This is a genomic window from Streptantibioticus cattleyicolor NRRL 8057 = DSM 46488 (genome assembly GCF_000240165.1).
Classification (GTDB): domain Bacteria; phylum Actinomycetota; class Actinomycetes; order Streptomycetales; family Streptomycetaceae; genus Streptantibioticus; species Streptantibioticus cattleyicolor.
Map to the genome: position 1 here is coordinate 531,726 of NC_017586.1, position 17,074 is coordinate 548,799.

Here is a 17,074-nt window from a genome sequence, read left to right on the forward strand (position 1 = left end):
CCCCCTTCCCTCGCGCCGCTCGGTCGCGTTCGTCACCGGGTCACTGCTCCCAGAGGCTGACGCCGTACTTCTCACCCCGGGTGTAGTACTCGCCGATCTGGCCCAGCGCGGAGGTGGCCGCGGCCGACTGCTTCTGCATTTCGGCGGCTGCCGCGTCCCACTTGGCCTTGGCCTGGTTGTAGGCTTCCCGGGCGTCGCTGGTCCACTGGGAGAGGTTCTGCTTGGCGGCGTCGTCCAGGTTGGACAGGGTCTGGGAGATCTGCTGGGTGATGGTGTCCATCTCACCGTGGACGAACTGCATCTGCTCCAGGCTTACCTGGTACGAGGTCACGGTCGTTTCCTTTCGGCGGGATCTGCTGTTCGACTGGCAAGGACGGGGAGGTCAGAACCCGGGCAGACCCGCGGACATCGCCTGCTGCATGTGGTTGGCCACATCGCTGGTGTTCGTCTGCACGTGCTGGTAGTTGCCGGTGTTGGCCTCGAGCTTGTCGGTGACCACCTGGAGCGCCTGCCGCACCTTCTCGCAGTTCTCCAGCCAGGTGTTGAGGGCGCCGATGAAGGCCGGGGCGGCGCCGTCGGAGTCACTGGTCCAGCTGCTCTCCAGGGTGGTGGCCTGGTCCTGCATGCTGGAGTGGGCGCGGCCGACCTCGGAGAGCGCCTGCTCGAAGTGCGGCTGCGCCGCCCGCATCCCTGCAATGTCAACTGTGGTGGACGCGTTGGCCATCGCTCAGTCCCTTCGTTCGCATCGGGTGCCGCGGTCTGGTGCGCGGTCGATTACCGTTCTCGTCAATCGTGACGTGGTGCCGCGCCCGCGAGGAACGGTGCGCGCTCGTCGTTGCCTTCCGATACACGGAGCTGTGCCTGCCCGTCCGGTGCCGGGGCGGGCGCGGGGGGCGCGGGCTTGGTGGTGGTGTCGCGCAGGCGCAGTACGGGGGAGGGCGCCCGCTCGGCGATGCGGTCGGCGAAGCGGTGGACGCCCCAGGCCCCGTCGGCGGGCGGACGGTCGGCCAACTGGGCCGCGAGGATGGGGTGGTTGGCTCGGTCGACCTGGTAGCCACGGGCGGCGAGTCTGCGGCACACCAGCTCGGCGAGTTCGTCCGCGGTGTAGTCGGGGAACCGCAGGTATTCGGCGAAGCAGCGGGCGATCTCGTGGTGTTCCCGCAGCGCCTGGCTGAGGGCGGCGTCGGTGCCGCGCAGGACGAGCGCGGTGTGCGGGACGCGGGCGGCGATGCCTGCCACGGCCTGCCACACGGTGGTGCGTTCGGCTCCGGGGCGGTCGGCGAAGGCGGCGTCGAGTTCGAGTTCCAGCACGCCGCCCTCGGCCTCGGCGAAGAGCATCGCGGTGTAGGCGGCGGCCTCCTCGGGCCAGCGGGTGGGTACCGCGGACAGCGGGGCGCGGCGGACCACGCCGTTGCCGAGGACACGGGCCTCGGCGAGGCATTTGGCGTACAGGGTGGACACGGCGCGGCGTCCGCTGCCTTCCGGGCCGGCCAGCACGATGTTGGCGGCGGGGATGACGGGTGCGCCGTCCCGGGTGCGGGCGACCAGTTCGTTGACGCGTTTGAGCAGGGCGGCGCGCACGTCCCGCAGGCCGCACAGCGCGGCGAGGCGGCGCATGGCGGGCGGCGGTTCGGCGGGGGCCTGGTGGGCGGCGGGGCGCGGGGGCGCGGGCGGTTCCGGCGCCGGCTCCGGCTCGCTCTCCTCGCCCTGCGGGATGGGGCCGATGTCGACGGCCTCCAGGCGGTTGAGGGCGGCGGTGTCGTGCGGCGGGTCCACGGCGAGCCGGGACGCCTGGTTGCTGATCATCGCCTCGAAGACCGACCGGGCCACCCGGCCGTTGCCGAACGTGGGTCCCTTGGGGATGTTCTCGAAGTACCGGGTCAGCGCGTCCAGGGCGGCGTCGTCGAGTTCGTAGTAGTGCTTGGCGCACAGGCCCTGCACGATGGTGACGAGTTCGGAGACCTCGTAGTTGGGGAACTCCACGGTGCGGGAGAACCGGGAGGCCATGCCGGGGTTGGACTCCAGGAACTGGTCCATCTGCTCGGAGTATCCGGCGACGATGACCACGATCTCGTCGCGGTGGTCCTCCATCAGCTTCATCAGCGTCTCGACGGCCTCCTGGCCGAAGTCGGGTCCGCTGCCCTTGGACTGGTTGGTGAGGGTGTACGCCTCGTCGATGAAGAGGACGCCGCCGATGGCCTTGTTGAACACCTCGGTGGTCTTGATGGCGGTGCCGCCGATGATCTGGGCGACGAGTCCGGAGCGGGACACCTCGACGATGTGGCCCTGGCTGAGGATGCCGAGTTCGGCGAGGACGGCACCGTAGAGGCGGGCCACGGTGGTCTTGCCGGTGCCGGGCGGGCCGGCGAAGACCAGGTGGCGGCTCATCGGCGGCATGGGCAGGCCGAGTTCCTCGCGGCGCTGGGCCATCTTGTTGAGGTTGATCAGCCCGGTGACTTCGCGCTTGACGCTGCTGAGGCCGACGAGGGCGTCCAGTTCGGCGAGCGGGCCGGTGGCCGCGGGGGCGCCGGAGCGTCTGCCACCGGAGGACGCCGGTGCCTGTTCGGCGGTGCGGGCGGGGGTCTGGTCGCGTACCGGTTCGTCGTCGTCACGCAGCCGGTTGACGCCGGAGCCGCCGTTGTTGGTGACGTCGCAGCGTTCGACGTTGACCGGTTCCTCGGAGTTGCTGCGGATGCCGTCGCCGACGTTGTCGAAGACGGCGCACTCGGTGAGGTCGGCGCGGGCGGACGCCTGGACGTTGACGCCGTGTGCCTTGGCGTCGTGGATGCGGCAGCCGGTGGCGGTGAGGCTGCCGCCGCCGAGGACCCGGATGCCGTCGCCGCCGGCCCCGGACAGGTCGGTGTCGCGCAGGACGGCCTCGCCGTCGGTGCCGACCAGGACGCCGGCGTCGGCGACGGTGGAGGAGGTCAGCTGGGCGCGGGCGCCGCCGGAGACGGCGATGCTCCAGTCGCCCGTCGTGCGCAGCCGTACCCCTTCGAGGGCGGCCGTGGCGCCGTCGTTCAGCTCCACGCCGGTGGCGCGGCCGGTGTCGAGGTCACAGTCGCGCAGGTCGAGACGGGCCTGGCCGGACGCCTTCAGGCCGCCGGAGCCGTCGGCCACCGACAGTTCGCGGAACTCGGCGGTGGCGCCGCCGCCGATCTGCACCGCGGCCTGCCCGGCGCCCTGGACGCGCAGCCGCTGGAAGGCCGCCTGGCTGCCGTCGTCGATCAGGACGGCCAGCGGGGTGTCGGTGATCTCGCAGTTCTCCAGCCGGGGCTTGGAACCACCGGTGATATGCAGGGCGTTGGAGGCCGCGGAGGTGAGCGCGCACCCGGTCAGCAGGGGGCCGGCTCCCCCGCTGACGTGGACGGCCTGGCCGCCGGAACCGCTGAGGGAGCAGTCGGTCAAGGTGGTCAGGCCGCTGCTGGTCAGGTAGGCATCGAGGTTGGCGGAGCCGTTGACGGTGACGCGGAGCAGTTCCGCCTTGGCCTGCTGCTCGACGACGAGGGCGGGTTTCTCGCTGCCGCTGACGGTGGTGGATTCCACCGTGATCTGGCCCTGGCCGTTGACGCAGATGCCGTTGCCGTGGACGCGTTCCAGGGTGCTGTCGCGCACCGTGAGGCGGCCGTTCTCGGCGACGACGACGGCGGAGGAGCCGAGGTCGGTGACGGTGGTGCGTTCCATGGTGTTGGCGGTGGCGGCGGTCACCACGATGCCGGCGCCGCGCGGATTGGTCACCCGGCAGTCGCGCAGGGCGAGTTGGCCCTGCTGCCAGGCGATGACGCCGGCCCACGCCTCGCCGGTCAGGGTGCAGCCGTCGAGCGCCGCCTGGCCGCGCCGGACGTCGACGACGGCGGCGTTCTGGTCGGATCCGGCCAGGGTGAGGCCGGAGAGCTGTACGGCTTCGGCGTCCACCACGACGGCGCTGCCGACCGGTGCCCGCAGCTCGACGCTGCCGGGGTCGCCGTCGGCGGTCAGGGTGACCGCGCGGGTGACGGTGACCGACTCGGCGTAGGTGCCGGGCGCGATGGCGATCAGCGCGCCGTCCCCGGCCGCGGCCAGCGCCTGGGAGACGGTGCGGTAGGTGCCGGATTGGGTCGTGGAGACCCGCAGGACCTGCCGGTTCACGGCTTCGCCCCTTTCTGCGGCTGCTGCGGAGTGGTTCCGGCCGGGGTGGCGGGGTGACGCGGCCCGGCGGGTGGGTGCTGGGACAGACCCGGTGCCGCCGCGAAGGCGTCGGCCGCGTCGTCCGGGAGCGGGTCGCCCATCAGCTCATCGGGGTTCTGCTCCGCCTTCTGCCAGAAGTCGTGGACCTGTTCGAGGCCGGCCAGGGCGATCTCGTCGAGCGGTACGCGTCCGCCCGCCACGCCGCCGTCCGCGCCGACCTCCGCCGCGCCCAGCTCGCGCAGCATCACGACGGGACGTTCGCCGTCCACCGCGCGCAGCACCTTGAACCGGGTGCCCGGGGCGAACAGCACCCGGTCGGGCACCTCCGGCACCACCAGCGCGGTCCGGCGGGCCGTCAGCGACCACAGCAGGACGTCCGTGGTGCCGGCCAGGTCCCGGCGCACCGTGGTCAGCGCGGCGAGGAACGAGTGTTCCGTGACCACGGCGCCCTCCCGGTACCAGGCGCGTTCCGCCGGGTTCAGCGGGGCGCGCAGCAACGCGGCGCCCCGGTAGGACGGCAGGCGGCGTACCCCGCAGGCGGCGCACCGGGCCAGCGGGACGTGCGGGCCGGTGGATCCGGCCCGGATGGCGGCGTCGATCGCGGCGGTGGCGCCGGTCAGGTACAGGCGGACCGCCGCGAGGTCGGTGAGGGCGTCACCGGCGGAGGCCCGGGGCCCGCCGTGCAGCCCCGGGGTCTCGGAGAGCACCCGGGAGACGAACGCCGCCGCGGTGTCGTACCGCCCGCCGAGGCTCCGGCGCAGCCAGTCACGTTCCCGCTCGACGCCCTTCTCCGGCGGCACCACGGTGGCGGCTGCCGACGGCTCGGGCTGGACGCGTACCGTGCCGCCGCCCCCGCCGCCGGGCCGTGGGGCGGCAACCGGCGGGCGCGGGGCCGGGGCGGCCGGAGGTGCGGCAGCCGGAGGTGGCGGCGTCGCGGGACCGGGCGCGGCGGGGCGCGGCGTCGGCGGCTGGGTCGGTGACGACTCCAGGCGGATCCGCGGCGCGCTCGAACTCGGGCCCGGGGTCGGGCTGTTGCTCGGGCTCGGGCTCGGCGAGGCCGCCGCCGGTGGCGGTGCGACCGGCGGCGGCTCGTCGGGCGCCGACGCCGGCAGGGGGGTGGCCGGCGTCGGCGGTTCGGGGGCGACCGGCGCCGCGGGCGGCGGACCGGTCGGGGCCGGCGCCGGCACGGGAGGGGCCGGCGCCGGCGGTACGGGGGTGGCCGCCGGGGGCGACGGTACGGGCGGCTGCGGTGCGCCGGCCCGGGCGGTGGTGGCCGTTCCGGGCGCGGCCGGGCCGGGGCCGGGGGCCGCCGTCGGCACGACCGGTGGTGGCACCGACGGTCCGGTGAACTCCGTTGTGCGCGGCGGCAGTTGGGCCGGGCCGGCGGACTCCGGCACCGCGACCGGCGGCCGGGCCGGCGGTACGGCCTGCGGCCCGGGCGCCGCGTCCCGGGCGGATCCGGCCGGCCCGTCCGTCCACGTCCCCGGATCGGGCGAAGGCGACGGCCCCTCCCCCGGCACCAGCGGCGCCGAGGGGCGCGGCGCGGGGGCGTCCGTCCAGGTACCGGTACCCGCCGAAGGCGACGGATCTGCCGTCTCCCCCGGCACGGACGGCGCCGAGGCGCGTACCGCCGGGGTGTCCGTCCACGTACCGCTGTCCGGGGCGGACGGGGTGGCGGCCTCGCGTTCGGCGGCGGGCTGTTGGAGGCGTCCGCCGGCCTGGGCGGGGGCGGCGGGGAGGGCGGGGTGGCCGCCGCCGGGGCCGCGGCCGGCCTCGCTGGAGGGCATGACGCGGCTGTGCCGGCCGAACGAGGGGTCGAGGCCGCGCAGCAGTTCGTAGGCGATGAACCGCATGCGGTCGGCGGCCATCGGGTTGGTGCCGTCGTAGAGGACGGCCGGGGAGGCGGGGTCGGTCGGGGCGGTGCGTACCGCGTGGCCGTCGTGGGGTTCGGCGGGCGGGCGGACCCACAGGCCGCTCTGGACGACTTCGAGCATGACGTCGGGCGCGTACTGGTACACGCCGGGGGCGACGGCGGGGATGGAGCCCACCGGCGGCCGGGTGCCCAGGGCGACCGGGGCGGCGGCCACGCCACCGGTGCGGGCTCGGGGCTCGAAGCCGAACTCGGTGGCGTACGGGCGCCAGCCGAGGGTTCCGTCCCGCTGGAGGGTGTGCACCTCGGTCGCCGTGCCGTCCTGCGAGGGCACCGGGATCCCGGCGTAGACCGCGACGGGTTCGCCGAGCAGGTCGGCGAGGGCCTGGCCGAGCGGTGCGCCGTCGGGGACGGCGACCGGGCCGTAGGGGACGAACCGCACCAGGGGGCGGGCGCTGCTGGGCAGCGTCTCCCAGAACGCGGCGATCTCCTCCAGCGGCAGCGCGGCGGCGCCGGGGCTGCCGACGGCCACGCCGAGCAGGTCGGGGTGGGCGGCGAGGAGTTCGGCCAGGCGCTTGCGGTGGACGGCCGCCGCCGCGTCCTCCCAGGTGCCGCGGATCCATACGCCGCCGGGCAGCGGTTCGATCATGCCCCCGGCGCCGGTGGGGCGTGGCTCGTCGGGCACCGAGAACTCCCACTGCGGCTTGGGGAAGCGCCGGGAGTCCGGTACCGAGGGCAGGTTGGGCCGGTAGCGCAGCCAGCCCATGCCGTGGTGGGCGGGGACGAAGAGGGCGCCGCCGGCTGCGGGGAGCACGGCGCCGTCGGGGGCGACCACCACGCAGTCGAGGCGGTCGGCGAGGCGCTGGGCGGCGTTCTTGACGTCCTCGCGGGAGCCGCGGCCGGGCACGATGCGGAAGCTGGTGCCGCGGCGGTCCAGGGCGCGGGCGACGGTCTCCCACACCGCGTCCTCGGGGCTGGCGGGCAGGTCGAGGACGACGAGGGTGTGCTGGGGGTCGGCGGCCAGCCGCTGGGTGAAGGTCAGCGCCCGGCCGTCGACGAAGCCGCGCGGGTGGACCAGGACCGCGTTGCCGACGTCCCTCGACTCCAGCGACGGGCCGCCGGGGCGCAGCGCGGCGCGGGCGAGCCGGGCGGAGAGCCGGTGCCCGAACTCGGTGTGGATCTCCGGTCGTCGGCCGGACGGGCGGGCCATCTCAGTGGGCTCCCGGTACGGCGGCGGCGGCCTGGGCGCGGCTCAGGTCGGGGCCGGAGGGGATCTGCCGCAACGTGACGTCGGGCAGGACGCGGGGCCGGACGCCGCCGTATCCGAGGGCCTGGGCCGCCTGGCCGAGGAGGCGGTACTTCACGCCCTGGTCGGTGATCAGGTAGGACTCGGCGGTGGTGGTCGCGTTGCCGGGGGGCGCCGCGAGCACGGCGTGCGCCGGGGGGACGAGGACGGCCGGGCCGGAGGCGGCGGGGCCGTCCTCCCGGACCACCGTGACCTCCTGCCGGGTCGGGTCCGGGGAGTGCAGCAGGCACAGCGCGGTGCCGCCGTCGGCGGTGGCGTCGGTGCCGGTGAGGACGTCGGGGACGCGGTGCATGAGGGAGTCGTCGGCGGAGGAGGGGACGGCGGCGATGTCGGCGGGGCTGACCTGGCGGGGCGGCTCCCCGCCGGGTGCGGCGGCGAGCAGTGCGCTCTCGGTGGCGGTGAGGGGGGCCATGCCGTCGGCGCGCAGGACGTAGTAGTGGGCGGTGCCGCCGACGGTGGTGCGGAAGAGCCTGCCGATGGTGGCGGTGGCGCCGGCCACGGTGCGTCCGCCGGTGCCGTTGCCGGGGATGGCGGCGGGGCCGAGGGCGGTGCCGGCGGGGACGTCGGCGAGCCAGGCGGCGGTGGCCTTGACGGGCTGTTGGGTGTCGAGGCCGAGCGCGATGAGCGAGGCGCGGTCCTTGACCTGGTACTTGGTGCCCTGCCACAGCACGTAGCGGGTGCCGTCGGGGCCGGCGACCAGGACGCGGGCGGCACCGGCCACGTGGCGGGCGCGGGCCGGGTCGAAGTCGAGCGCCTCGCCGCCGGTGCCGGGGCGCAGGCAGTCCGCCCACCCGCCGGTCAGCAGCGCGGAGGGCTGGGCGACGTCGTCGGGGGCGCCGGGGATGCCGAGGGCGGGGCCGCGGGGTACGTCGGCGAGGGCGGCGCGGGAGACCTGCTGGACGGCGGTGCCGCCGCCGAGGGCGAGGAGCGCGGAGGCGTAGTTGGCGGTGGGGTGGAGCTGGCCGCGGGCGTAGATGTAGCGGGTGCCGGTCTCCTTCTCCACGATGAGCGCGCCGGGCCGGGCCCAGGAGGTGGTGCCGGCCGGTTTGAGCAGCCCGTAGACGACGGAGGCGAGCAGCAGCAGCACGGTGACCATGACGCCGAAGGCGGCGCCGAGGCCGGAGCGGCGCATGGGTGCCTCGCCGGTTCCGGGGTCGCCGGAGACGAGGGCGGAGGCCAGTCGGCCGGTGGCGAACTGGTAGGCCTGGAGGTGGTCGCGTCGGCTTTGCACTGCGGTCCCCTCAGCTGACCAGGGCGCGGAAGTAGGCGTAGGCGTGCAGCAGTTGGAGCAGCAGCGGCAGCAGGGCCAGCGCGGTCAGCAGCTCCAGGATGTCCGCGGTGTGCCCCCAGATCGGCAGCAGCCGTGCGGTGGGCAGCCGCCAGGCGCCGACGAGCAGCAGCACCACGCCGATCAGCAGGCCGATCAGCAGCGCGCAGCGCTCGCCGGCGGAGGAGGCGGACGCCGTCCAGGACAGCACCGTGACGAGCAGGCCGAGGGCTCCGCCGACCGCCGCCGGCACCCGCTGCCAGGTGGCCTTCAGGCTCTTGGAACGCAGCAGCAGCGCGCCGGAGAAGACAAGGGTGAAGACCGGCCCGATCCAGCCGGTGGCCGAGGTGAGCAGGGCGAAGGCGGCCACGCACAGCAGTCCGGTGCAGACGCTGGTGACGGTCAGGATGGCGTCGGCGGTGGTGGAGCGGCGGCGCAGCAGGCGTTCGGGCTGGGGGTCGATGTCTTCCTGGAGTTCCTCGGCGTTGCGCGGGAGTTGGGGGACACGGATGCGGGCCAGCCGCAGTGAGGCGCGGGGGGCCATATGGCCGAAGAGGAAGAAGACCACGGCGACGGTGGCGGTGCTGCGGACGGCGTCCCAGTCGCAGGCGGTGGCCAGCAGGGCGGTGACGCCGGCGAGCGCGGCGCCGAGCAGCGCGGTGCCGGTGACCGCGAGCGGCAGGCGGGGGCTGGAGAGCAGGACGGCGGAGACGACGAGGGCGCAGCCGGCGCCGATGAGGACGTCGGTGCGTCCGGGTGCCAGCAGTCCGGCGGTGCCGTGGGCGGCGGTCAGTCCGGCCAGGGCGGCGAGGACGACCGAGCCGATCCCGGTGATCAGTGCGGTGGCCTGGTCGGCGGGGCGCCTGGGGTCCAGGGCGCAGCACGCGCCGAGGACGATGGCGGCGACCCCGTAGACCACCGGGACCAGCGGTCCGTGTCCGGCGGCGGGGACGGCGGCGGCGAGCGCGGCGAGGGCGAGCCAGGCCAGGCCGAGGAAGAGGCGGCGGGTCAGTTCGGGGCGCCAGCGGTCCAGGTGGGAGCCGACGGTGTGGGCGACGCCGTCGGATACGTCGTCGAACTCCAGCTCCGGCAGCGGGTCGTCGGCGGGGCGCAGGTAGAGCACGTCGCCGTGGTGGAGGCCGGCGCTGAGCGGGGTGGCGTCCAGGCCGAGCGGGGCCTCGCCGAGGCGTTGCAGCGTCCAGGTGCCGGCCGGGCGTCCGGGGTCGGTGGGGATGTGGCGCATCAGCACCGGCAGCAGCGCGGAGACCGGGGTGTTGACGGGCACGGCGAGGTCGGCGCGGCCGGCGGGCCCGGCGATGGTCAGCCGGCACACCTCGGTGCTCACCGCCCGCGGGTTGCCGGGGGTGGGGAGTGCGGTGGTCATAGTGCTCCTGGAGGGCGTGGGTGCGGCGGCGCCGTGGGCGGTGTCGGGTGGGGCCGTCACGGTCCGGCGTGGCCGACCTGCATCAGCCGCACCCCGCGCCGGGTGACGAGCTGGGCGCGGCCGGGTGGCAGGGTGCGCGGCCTGGCCTCGCCGATGAACTTGCCTTCCTCCTTGGGGTAGGAGTGCAGCAGCGCCGGGCTGCCCAGTTCCCAGATGCGGCGCAGCACCGGGTCCATCATGGCGCGGGTGGCTCCGGAGGTGGAGCGGGAGATCACCATGTGCAGGCCGATGTTGACCGAGTGGGCGAGCATCGGGGCCAGGGCGTTGAGGGGTGAGCCGGTGCCCGGGCCGGTGGCGTACAGGTCGTAGTCGTCGACGAGCATGAAGAGCCTGGGTCCGGTCCACCAGTCGCGGCGGGGCAGGCGTTCGGGGGCGATGTCGGCGCCGGGGACGCGTTTGCCCACCGAGACGGCGGCGCTTCCGGCGAGTTGGCTGAGGCTGTCGCCGTCCACCGCGAAGCCGACGCGGTATTCCTCGGGGACGTCGCCGAGGAGGGCGCGGCGGGTGTCGGCGAGGAGGATACGGGCCTCCTGCGGGGTGTAGCGGCGGGTGATGGCGTCGATGGCCAGGCGCAGGACGTTGGTCTTGCCGGTCTCGCTGTCGCCGAAGACCATCAGATGCGGGGTGGTGGCGAAGTCGTGCCAGACGGGGGCGAGCCGCTGTTCGTCCCAGCCGAGGCAGAACCGCAGATCGCCCTCGGGAGCGGGGAGCTTGGCGACCGGCAGCTTGGCGGGCAGCAGGCGCACGCCGGGGGCCGGGCGTCCGGTCCAGAAGGTGTCGATCTCGGCGACGGCCGCCTTGGTGGCGGCGGTGAGGTCATCGGTGCGCGAGGAGCTGTCCAGCCGGGGCAGGGCGCACAGGAAGTGGTGCTTGCTCTTGGTCAGGCCGCGGCCGGGCTGCTGCGGGACGCCGGCGGCGACCTTGGAGCCGAACTCGGACTCCATGGTGTCGCCGAGGCGCAGTTCGAACTTGGTGCCGAACAGGTCGCGGGCGCGGGGGCGGATCTCCGACCAGCGCACCGCGGAGACGATCACGTGGAGTCCGAAGGACAGGCCGCGGGCGGCGAGGTCGATGATGCGCGGTTCGAGGTCCTCGTAGTCCTGCTTGATGGTGGACCAGTTGTCGATGACGAGGAAGACATCGCCGTAGGGGTCGTCGATGCGGCCGGCCTCGCGCTGCTGGCGGTAGGCCGTCATGGATTCCAGGCCGAGGTCGGTGAAGCGCTGTTCGCGCACCTCGAGGAGTTGGGTGAGTTCTTCGACGGTGCGTTGTACGCGGTCGCGTTCCATGCGGGTGGCGATGGAGCCGACGTGCGGCAGTCCGGCGGTGGACTGCAGGCCGCCGCCGCCGAAGTCGAGGCAGTAGAACTGGACTTCGCGCGGGGTGTGGGTGAGCGCGAGGGCCAGCATCAGGGTGCGCAGCATGGTGGACTTGCCGGTCTGCGGGGCGCCGGCCAGGGCGAGGTGGCCGTCGGCGCCGGACAGGTCGGCGACGAGGAGTTCCCGTAGCTGTTCGAAGGGGCGGTCGACCATGCCGAGCGGTACCCGCAGCGCGCCGAGCGCCGGGTAGTCGCCCGCGCTCATGCCGCGTTGCGGGTCGGGGACGATGCCGGGGAGGAGCTGGTCGAGGCTGGGCGAGGACTCCAGCGGGGGCAGCCAGACCTGGCGGGCCGGCGGTCCGGCCCCTTCGAGCCGTCCGACCAGGACCTCCAGCAGGCTCTCCTCGTCGTCGGAGGCGGGTTCGGGGGCGGCGGGTTCGGGCTGCGGGGCGAGCTGGTCGTCGGCGGGTTCGAGGGCGGGGGCCGGGGCGCGCTGCTCCATGCCGAAGGCGACGACCTCCTCGGCGCCCGCCACCGGTTCGGCGGTGTGGACGGTGGCCGGGGAGGCCGGGCAGGCGCCGGAGACGTAGGCGGCCTTGAAGCGGGCGAGGTTGGTGGTGTCGACCTTGAGGTAGCCGTTGCCGGGGGCGGAGGGCAGCTCGTAGGCGCTGCCGACGCCGATGACGCTGCGGGACTCCATGGAGGAGAAGGTGCGCAGGGCGATGCGGTAGGACAGGTGGCCCTCGACGCGGTGGATGCGGCCCTCGTCCAGCCGCTGGGAGGCGAGCAGCAGGTGCACCCCGAGCGAGCGGCCGAGGCGTCCGATGCTGACGAACAGGTCGACGAACTCGGGCTTGTTGGCGAGCAGTTCGGAGAACTCGTCGACCACGATCACCAGCGAGGGCAGCGGGGTGAGCGCGGCGCCGCCGAGGCGTGCCTTCTCGTACTCGAACAGGGAGGTGTAGCCGCTCTCCCGGAGGAGTTCCTGGCGGCGGATCATCTCACCGTTGAGGGAGTCGCGCATGCGGTCGACGAGGTGGAGTTCGTCGGCGAGGTTGGTGATGACGGCGGAGGTGTGCGGGAGGCGGTCCATGTTGAGGAAGGTGGCGCCGCCCTTGAAGTCGACGAGCACGAAGTTGAGCACGTCGGAGGAGTGGGTGGCGGCGAGCCCGATGACCAGGGTGCGGACCAGCTCGCTCTTGCCGGAGCCGGTGGCGCCGATGAGCAGGCCGTGCGGGCCCATGCCGGCCTGCGCCGACTCCTTGAGGTCCAGCTCCAGCACCTCGTTGTCCTCGGTGATGCCGATGGGCACCTTCAGCCGGGAGCTCTGCGGGGTGCGGGTGCGCCACAGGGCGGCCACGTCGAAGGAGCGGGGGTCGCGGATGCCGAGCAGGGCGCTGAGGTCGAAGTCGGCTTCCAGCGGCTCGTCGACGAACTCCACGGCGCCGCTGGTGCGCATCGGGGCGAGGATGCGGGCCAGCGCCTCCGCCTCGGAGACGGTCAGCGCGTCGGCCTCGGCGGTGACCAGGGTGTCGCCCGCCGGGTACTCCACCTCGCCGTCGCGCACGGTCAGCCGCAGCACCTGGGGGCCGCCGGTCATGGCTCCGGTGGCGTCCAGCAGCACCAGGTTGCGCAGGCCGCCGCCGAGCAGCCGGGAGTCGTCGGGGATGTGGGCGCGGTAGGCGAGGACCACGACGAACGGCTCGGTGGTGCGCGGGGTGGCGTCGGGGTCGTGGTCGGGGCGGTCGGAGACCTCGCTGCCGAGCAGGTCGAAGAGGGCGTCGTGGTCGTCGGCGACGAGCCGCAGGGGACCGGCCGCGTCCTCCTCGTAGGGGTGGGCGTTGTGCGGCAGCCACTTGAGCCAGTCCCACTCGGCCCGTCCCACCGCGTCGGTGAGCAGGGCGATGCGCAGTTCGTCGGGGGCGTGGGCCACCGCGAGCTGGGCGATCATCGCGCGCAGCAGCGCCAGCGCGGCGAGGCCGTCGCCGGCGAACTCCACGCTGGTGAAGGTGGGCAGCGGCACCGGCAGCGGAAGGTGGCGCACCGACTGGTAGGCCTTGGTGAAGCGGCGCAGCGAGACCGCGGAGAGCGGTTCGAGGTCCTCGACCGGCTTGGTCTCCGGGGGGATCAAGACGAGGTTGGCGCGGCGGGTGCCCAGGCCGATGCGGACCGAGGCGAAGTCGTCGTGGCCGCCGCGGCGTTCCCACAGCCGGGGGCCGGACGCCATCGCCCACAGGTCCTGCGGGCGCGGGTTGTCCCAGTAGGCGGCGGCGCGCTGTTCGGCGGCGGCCTGCCGGGCACGTTTGCGCAACTGGGCGAGGTAGCGCAGGTAGTCGCGGCGTTCGGCGCGCATCTTGCGTTTGCGTTCGGCGCCGCGCCGGCCGAGCTGGCCCAGGCCCATGCTCATCATGGCGACGCCCATCATCCCCGACATCATGTAGGTGGACGGGGAGCGGGCGCCGACGGTGAACATCATGACCATGGCGCCGACCCCGAGTGCCATCGGCAGGTAGACGAAGGCGGAGGTGAAGTCGGCGGTGGCGGGCTCGCCGAGGACCGGCGGCTCGGCCAGCTCGATCTGGCCCTCTTCCGCCTCGGGGCCGGGCACCCGGGGTGAGCGCTTGACGACCACAGTGCTCATCGGCTGTTCTCCCGCGGGCTGGTGTGTTCCTGGGTGCCGCGCCGCCCGCCCCGGCGCGGTGCACGGTCCGCCGCGGTCGCGTGGCCGGACGAGGGCTGCCTGGCCAGCCTAGGAACCGGAACCGGTCATGACAGGTCCGGGGCCGGAAGGTTGTCCGTCCGGACAGCGGATCCTGCCTGCCGGGTCACCAGCCCGGGGTGGCGGCCGCGGGGTCGGCGGGGGGCGTGGCCGGGGCGCCGTCGGTGCCGGGGCGGGCGGCTCCGGCGGGGAGGCGGCGGGCCAGGCTGCCGTCGAGCCAGGCGGCGGCGAGTTCGACCCGGGAGCGGCATCCGGTGCGCTGGAAGAGCCGGGTCAGCCGTTGCTCCACGGTCTTCTCGCTGCACGCCAGACGGGCCGCGATCTGCCGGTTGGTGGCCCCTTCCGCGACGAGTCCGATCAGCCGCACGTCCTGCGCGGTCAGCCCCTGGCGGGTCGGGCGGCGCCGGGGCAGCGGGACGTTGCGCCGTTGCGCGGTGCGGCCGAGCTGGGTGCGGGCGTGGCGTCCGATGTGCAGCCGGTGGGCGATGCGGGTGGCCTCGGCGAGCCAGGTGCGGGGGTCGTCGCCGATGTCGGTGAGGTGGTTGCAGCACAGCCACGCCAGGTGGAGGTCGCCGCGGCGCTGCACCAGCCGGTGGGCGGCGAGCAGGCTGTCGGCGTCGCGGTGGACCAGGCCGCGGACGATCAGCAGGACCTCGTGGCAGAGCGGGGAGGCGGTCTGTTCGTACAGGGTCTCCAGTTCACCGAGGGCCCGCCGTGCCTCGTCGGGGTCGTCGCGCATCAGGCCGAAGGCGGCGATCCGCATCAGCAGCCGTTCCAGGCCGGCCAGGAGTCCGGCCTCGCGGGCCCGTGCCACGTCCCGCCACGCCTGGTCGCGGGCGGCGTCCGCGTCCCCGGACCAGTGGCGCACCACCAGCCGGGCGCGGGCCGCCAGCGGGTGGGCGACGGTGTCGGGAACGAGGTCGAGCCACGCCTGGGCGCGGGTGAAGTCACCGCGGAAGCAGTGGATCTCGGCGGCGAGCGCGCGGGCGAGGTGGGCGACGCCGGGCGGGCCGCCGGACCGGCCGCGGGCCTCGATGCGCACCGCGGCCGGCAGCGCGTGGTCCCAGTGGCCGGCCAGGTAGTTGCGGATCATGGCGTGGTAGCGGCCGGCGGTGCTGTGTCCGGCGCCGGGGTAGCGGTCGCCGAGCACGGTCTGGAGGGCTCCGGCGAGGTCGCCGTAGGCGGCGGCGAGGCGCAGCCGCTCCAGCGCGTCGTCGCTCAACGCCTCGGCCGGCAGCGCCCGCCGGGCGTCTTCGAGCGCGGTGGCGGGGCCCGCGGCGGCGGCGAGCAGACGCAGTTCGGCGGGCGCGGGCAGCGGTCCGGTACGGGTCGCGGTGGTGCGGGTGGTCTCCTCGGTGGCGTCGGCGGCCGGTTGCCCGGAGGGGGTCGGCCAGATCCCGTACTGGTCGCCGAGGGCGGCGAGTCGGGCGGCGGCGGGGACGGCGGTGAGTGCGGCGCGGTAACGGGGGTCGGTGTAGCCGCCGCACGGGGAGCGGTGTTCGTGCAGCGACGCCAGCGCCCAGGTGCGGGCGGCGAAGACGAGTTCGGGCTGGTGGACAGGGTGCGCGGCCAGGCCGGCGAGGAGGGGTTCGCCCAGTTCGAGGACGCCGCCGTAGTCGGCGTGGCGCAGGCCGAGGCCGGCGGCGTCGCGCAGGGCGCCGGGGGTGCGGGCGTCGTGCGGGGGCAGCCGGCGCAGCGCCGAACGGTAGGCGCGGGCGCCGCGCGGCCAGCGGATCCTGGCGTCGGCGCGGGCGGCGGCGAGCAGCAGCGGCACCGCGAGGGCGTCGTCGAGCAGGGGTCCGGCGGCGGCCACGTGGTCGGCGATGCGGGGTTCGAGTGCGCCGGTGGCGGCGGCGCCGAGGCGGTCGGCGCGGGCCTGGGCGACGCGGGCGTGCACGGCTCGTACGTCCTGGCGGGTGGGGCGGGTGCGCAGCGCGCCGGCGAGCGCGGGGACGGCGAAGGCGATCAGGCCGTCGGCGTCGGTGGTGAGCACCCCGTCGGCGACCAGCCGGTCGAACCGCCGGGCGACGGCGAGGACTTCGGGGCCGTCGTGGCGGGGCGGCAGGAAGTCCAGGTCGGTGAGGCGGAGTTCGGCGTGGTGGAGCAGGCGGGCCAGGACGGCGGCGAGTTCGAGGGTGTCGTCGTCCACCGCCGGGTCCGGCCAGGCCGCGCGGGGGACGGCGGTGGTGAAGCGCAGCCGGTCCTCGGGTTCGGTCAGGCAGAGCTGGCCGTCCAGTTCCAGCAGGGTGCCGCGCTCCCCCAGCGCGGTCAGCACCGACAGCACGGCCTCGGGGTTGCCGGCCAGCGGGCCCAGCGACCGCAGCACGGCGGTGACGAGGTCGGGTTCCACCGGGCCTTGCAGCCGCTGCTCGATGAGGGCGGCCACGTCGGCGGGGGCGAGCGGCGCGAGGTGGTGGACGCGGTCGACGGCGGCGAGGAGCTGGGCGTGGCCGGCGTGCTCCGCGCGCGGTGGGCGGCCGACCGTCACCACCGGTACGCCCGCCGGGCGGAAGACGCGCAGCAGCAGACCGAGCGCGTCGGCGGTCCGCTCCGGTATCCGCTCGACGTCGTCGACGGCCAGGGCGAACGGGACGTACTGGGCGGCGTCGGCGAGCATGTCCCCCAGGACGGAGAGGACCGGCAGGTCGCCGTCGCGGTCGGCGGTGCGCAGTTGCACCCGGCGCACGGCGGTGATGCGGGCAGGGAGGCGGCCGTCGTGGATCTTGGCGAGGACCCGGCAGACCGCGTCGGAGAGCGCGGTGGCCCCGGCGGGTCCTTCGGCCTCTTCCCAGTCGAGGCGCAGCACCTTGACGCCGTCCTGGACGGCCGCGGCGCGGGCGTGTTCCAGCACGGCCGTCTTGCCGGTGCCGGCGCCGCCGGTGAGCAGGAGGGTGCGTGCTCCGGCGCCGGTGGACCGCAGGGTCTCGGCCACGTCCTTGACGTCGTCGTCCCTGCCGATCAGAGGTGTACGGTGCTGCACGGC

8 protein-coding genes are annotated in these 17,074 nt (G+C 75.0%); all 8 read right to left on the reverse strand.

Features of this window, described 5'->3' with window-relative positions; all coding sequences use genetic code 11:
* Window positions 1-40: 40 nt before the first annotated feature.
* A complete protein-coding gene (locus SCATT_RS01965) occupies window positions 41-331 on the reverse strand; it encodes a WXG100 family type VII secretion target (protein ID WP_014141199.1) in 291 nt (96 codons plus the stop codon).
* A 51-nt stretch (window positions 332-382) separates the two neighbouring features.
* A complete protein-coding gene (locus SCATT_RS01970) occupies window positions 383-724 on the reverse strand; it encodes a WXG100 family type VII secretion target (protein ID WP_014627321.1) in 342 nt (113 codons plus the stop codon).
* Between the two features lie 62 nt (window positions 725-786).
* Complete coding sequence (locus tag SCATT_RS01975; protein ID WP_014141201.1) at window positions 787-4,128, reverse strand: right-handed parallel beta-helix repeat-containing protein; 3,342 nt, start codon at window positions 4,126-4,128, stop codon at window positions 787-789.
* Window positions 4,125-7,247 (reverse strand): hypothetical protein, encoded by a 3,123-nt coding sequence (locus SCATT_RS01980; RefSeq protein WP_014141202.1) that lies wholly within the window; start codon window positions 7,245-7,247, stop codon window positions 4,125-4,127. Before SCATT_RS01980 ends, SCATT_RS01975 begins: the two co-directional genes overlap by 4 nt.
* A gap of 1 nt (window position 7,248) precedes the next feature.
* Entirely contained in the window at window positions 7,249-8,574 is a 1,326-nt protein-coding gene (gene eccB / locus SCATT_RS01985; RefSeq protein WP_014141203.1) for a type VII secretion protein EccB, read from the reverse strand.
* Window positions 8,575-8,584: 10 nt separating this feature from the next.
* The gene (gene eccD, locus SCATT_RS01990; RefSeq protein ID WP_014141204.1) at window positions 8,585-9,994 is read right to left on the reverse strand and encodes a type VII secretion integral membrane protein EccD; all 1,410 of its coding nucleotides are present in this window, start codon (window positions 9,992-9,994) and stop codon (window positions 8,585-8,587) included.
* A 56-nt stretch (window positions 9,995-10,050) separates the two neighbouring features.
* Window positions 10,051-14,013 (reverse strand): type VII secretion protein EccC, encoded by a 3,963-nt coding sequence (locus tag SCATT_RS01995; RefSeq protein ID WP_014141205.1) that lies wholly within the window; start codon window positions 14,011-14,013, stop codon window positions 10,051-10,053.
* A 184-nt stretch (window positions 14,014-14,197) separates the two neighbouring features.
* The gene (locus SCATT_RS40230) at window positions 14,198-17,071 is read right to left on the reverse strand and encodes a helix-turn-helix transcriptional regulator (protein WP_014141206.1); all 2,874 of its coding nucleotides are present in this window, start codon (window positions 17,069-17,071) and stop codon (window positions 14,198-14,200) included.
* Window positions 17,072-17,074 lie beyond the last annotated feature (3 nt).

Coding starts and splice junctions, on each gene's coding strand:
- SCATT_RS01970 (WP_014627321.1), bottom strand. CDS start 724: ATGGCCAACGCGTCCACCACAGTTGACATTGCAGGGATGCGGGCGGCG.
- SCATT_RS01980 (WP_014141202.1), bottom strand. CDS start 7,247: ATGGCCCGCCCGTCCGGCCGACGACCGGAGATCCACACCGAGTTCGGG.
- eccD (WP_014141204.1), bottom strand. CDS start 9,994: ATGACCACCGCACTCCCCACCCCCGGCAACCCGCGGGCGGTGAGCACC.
- SCATT_RS01995 (WP_014141205.1), bottom strand. CDS start 14,013: ATGAGCACTGTGGTCGTCAAGCGCTCACCCCGGGTGCCCGGCCCCGAG.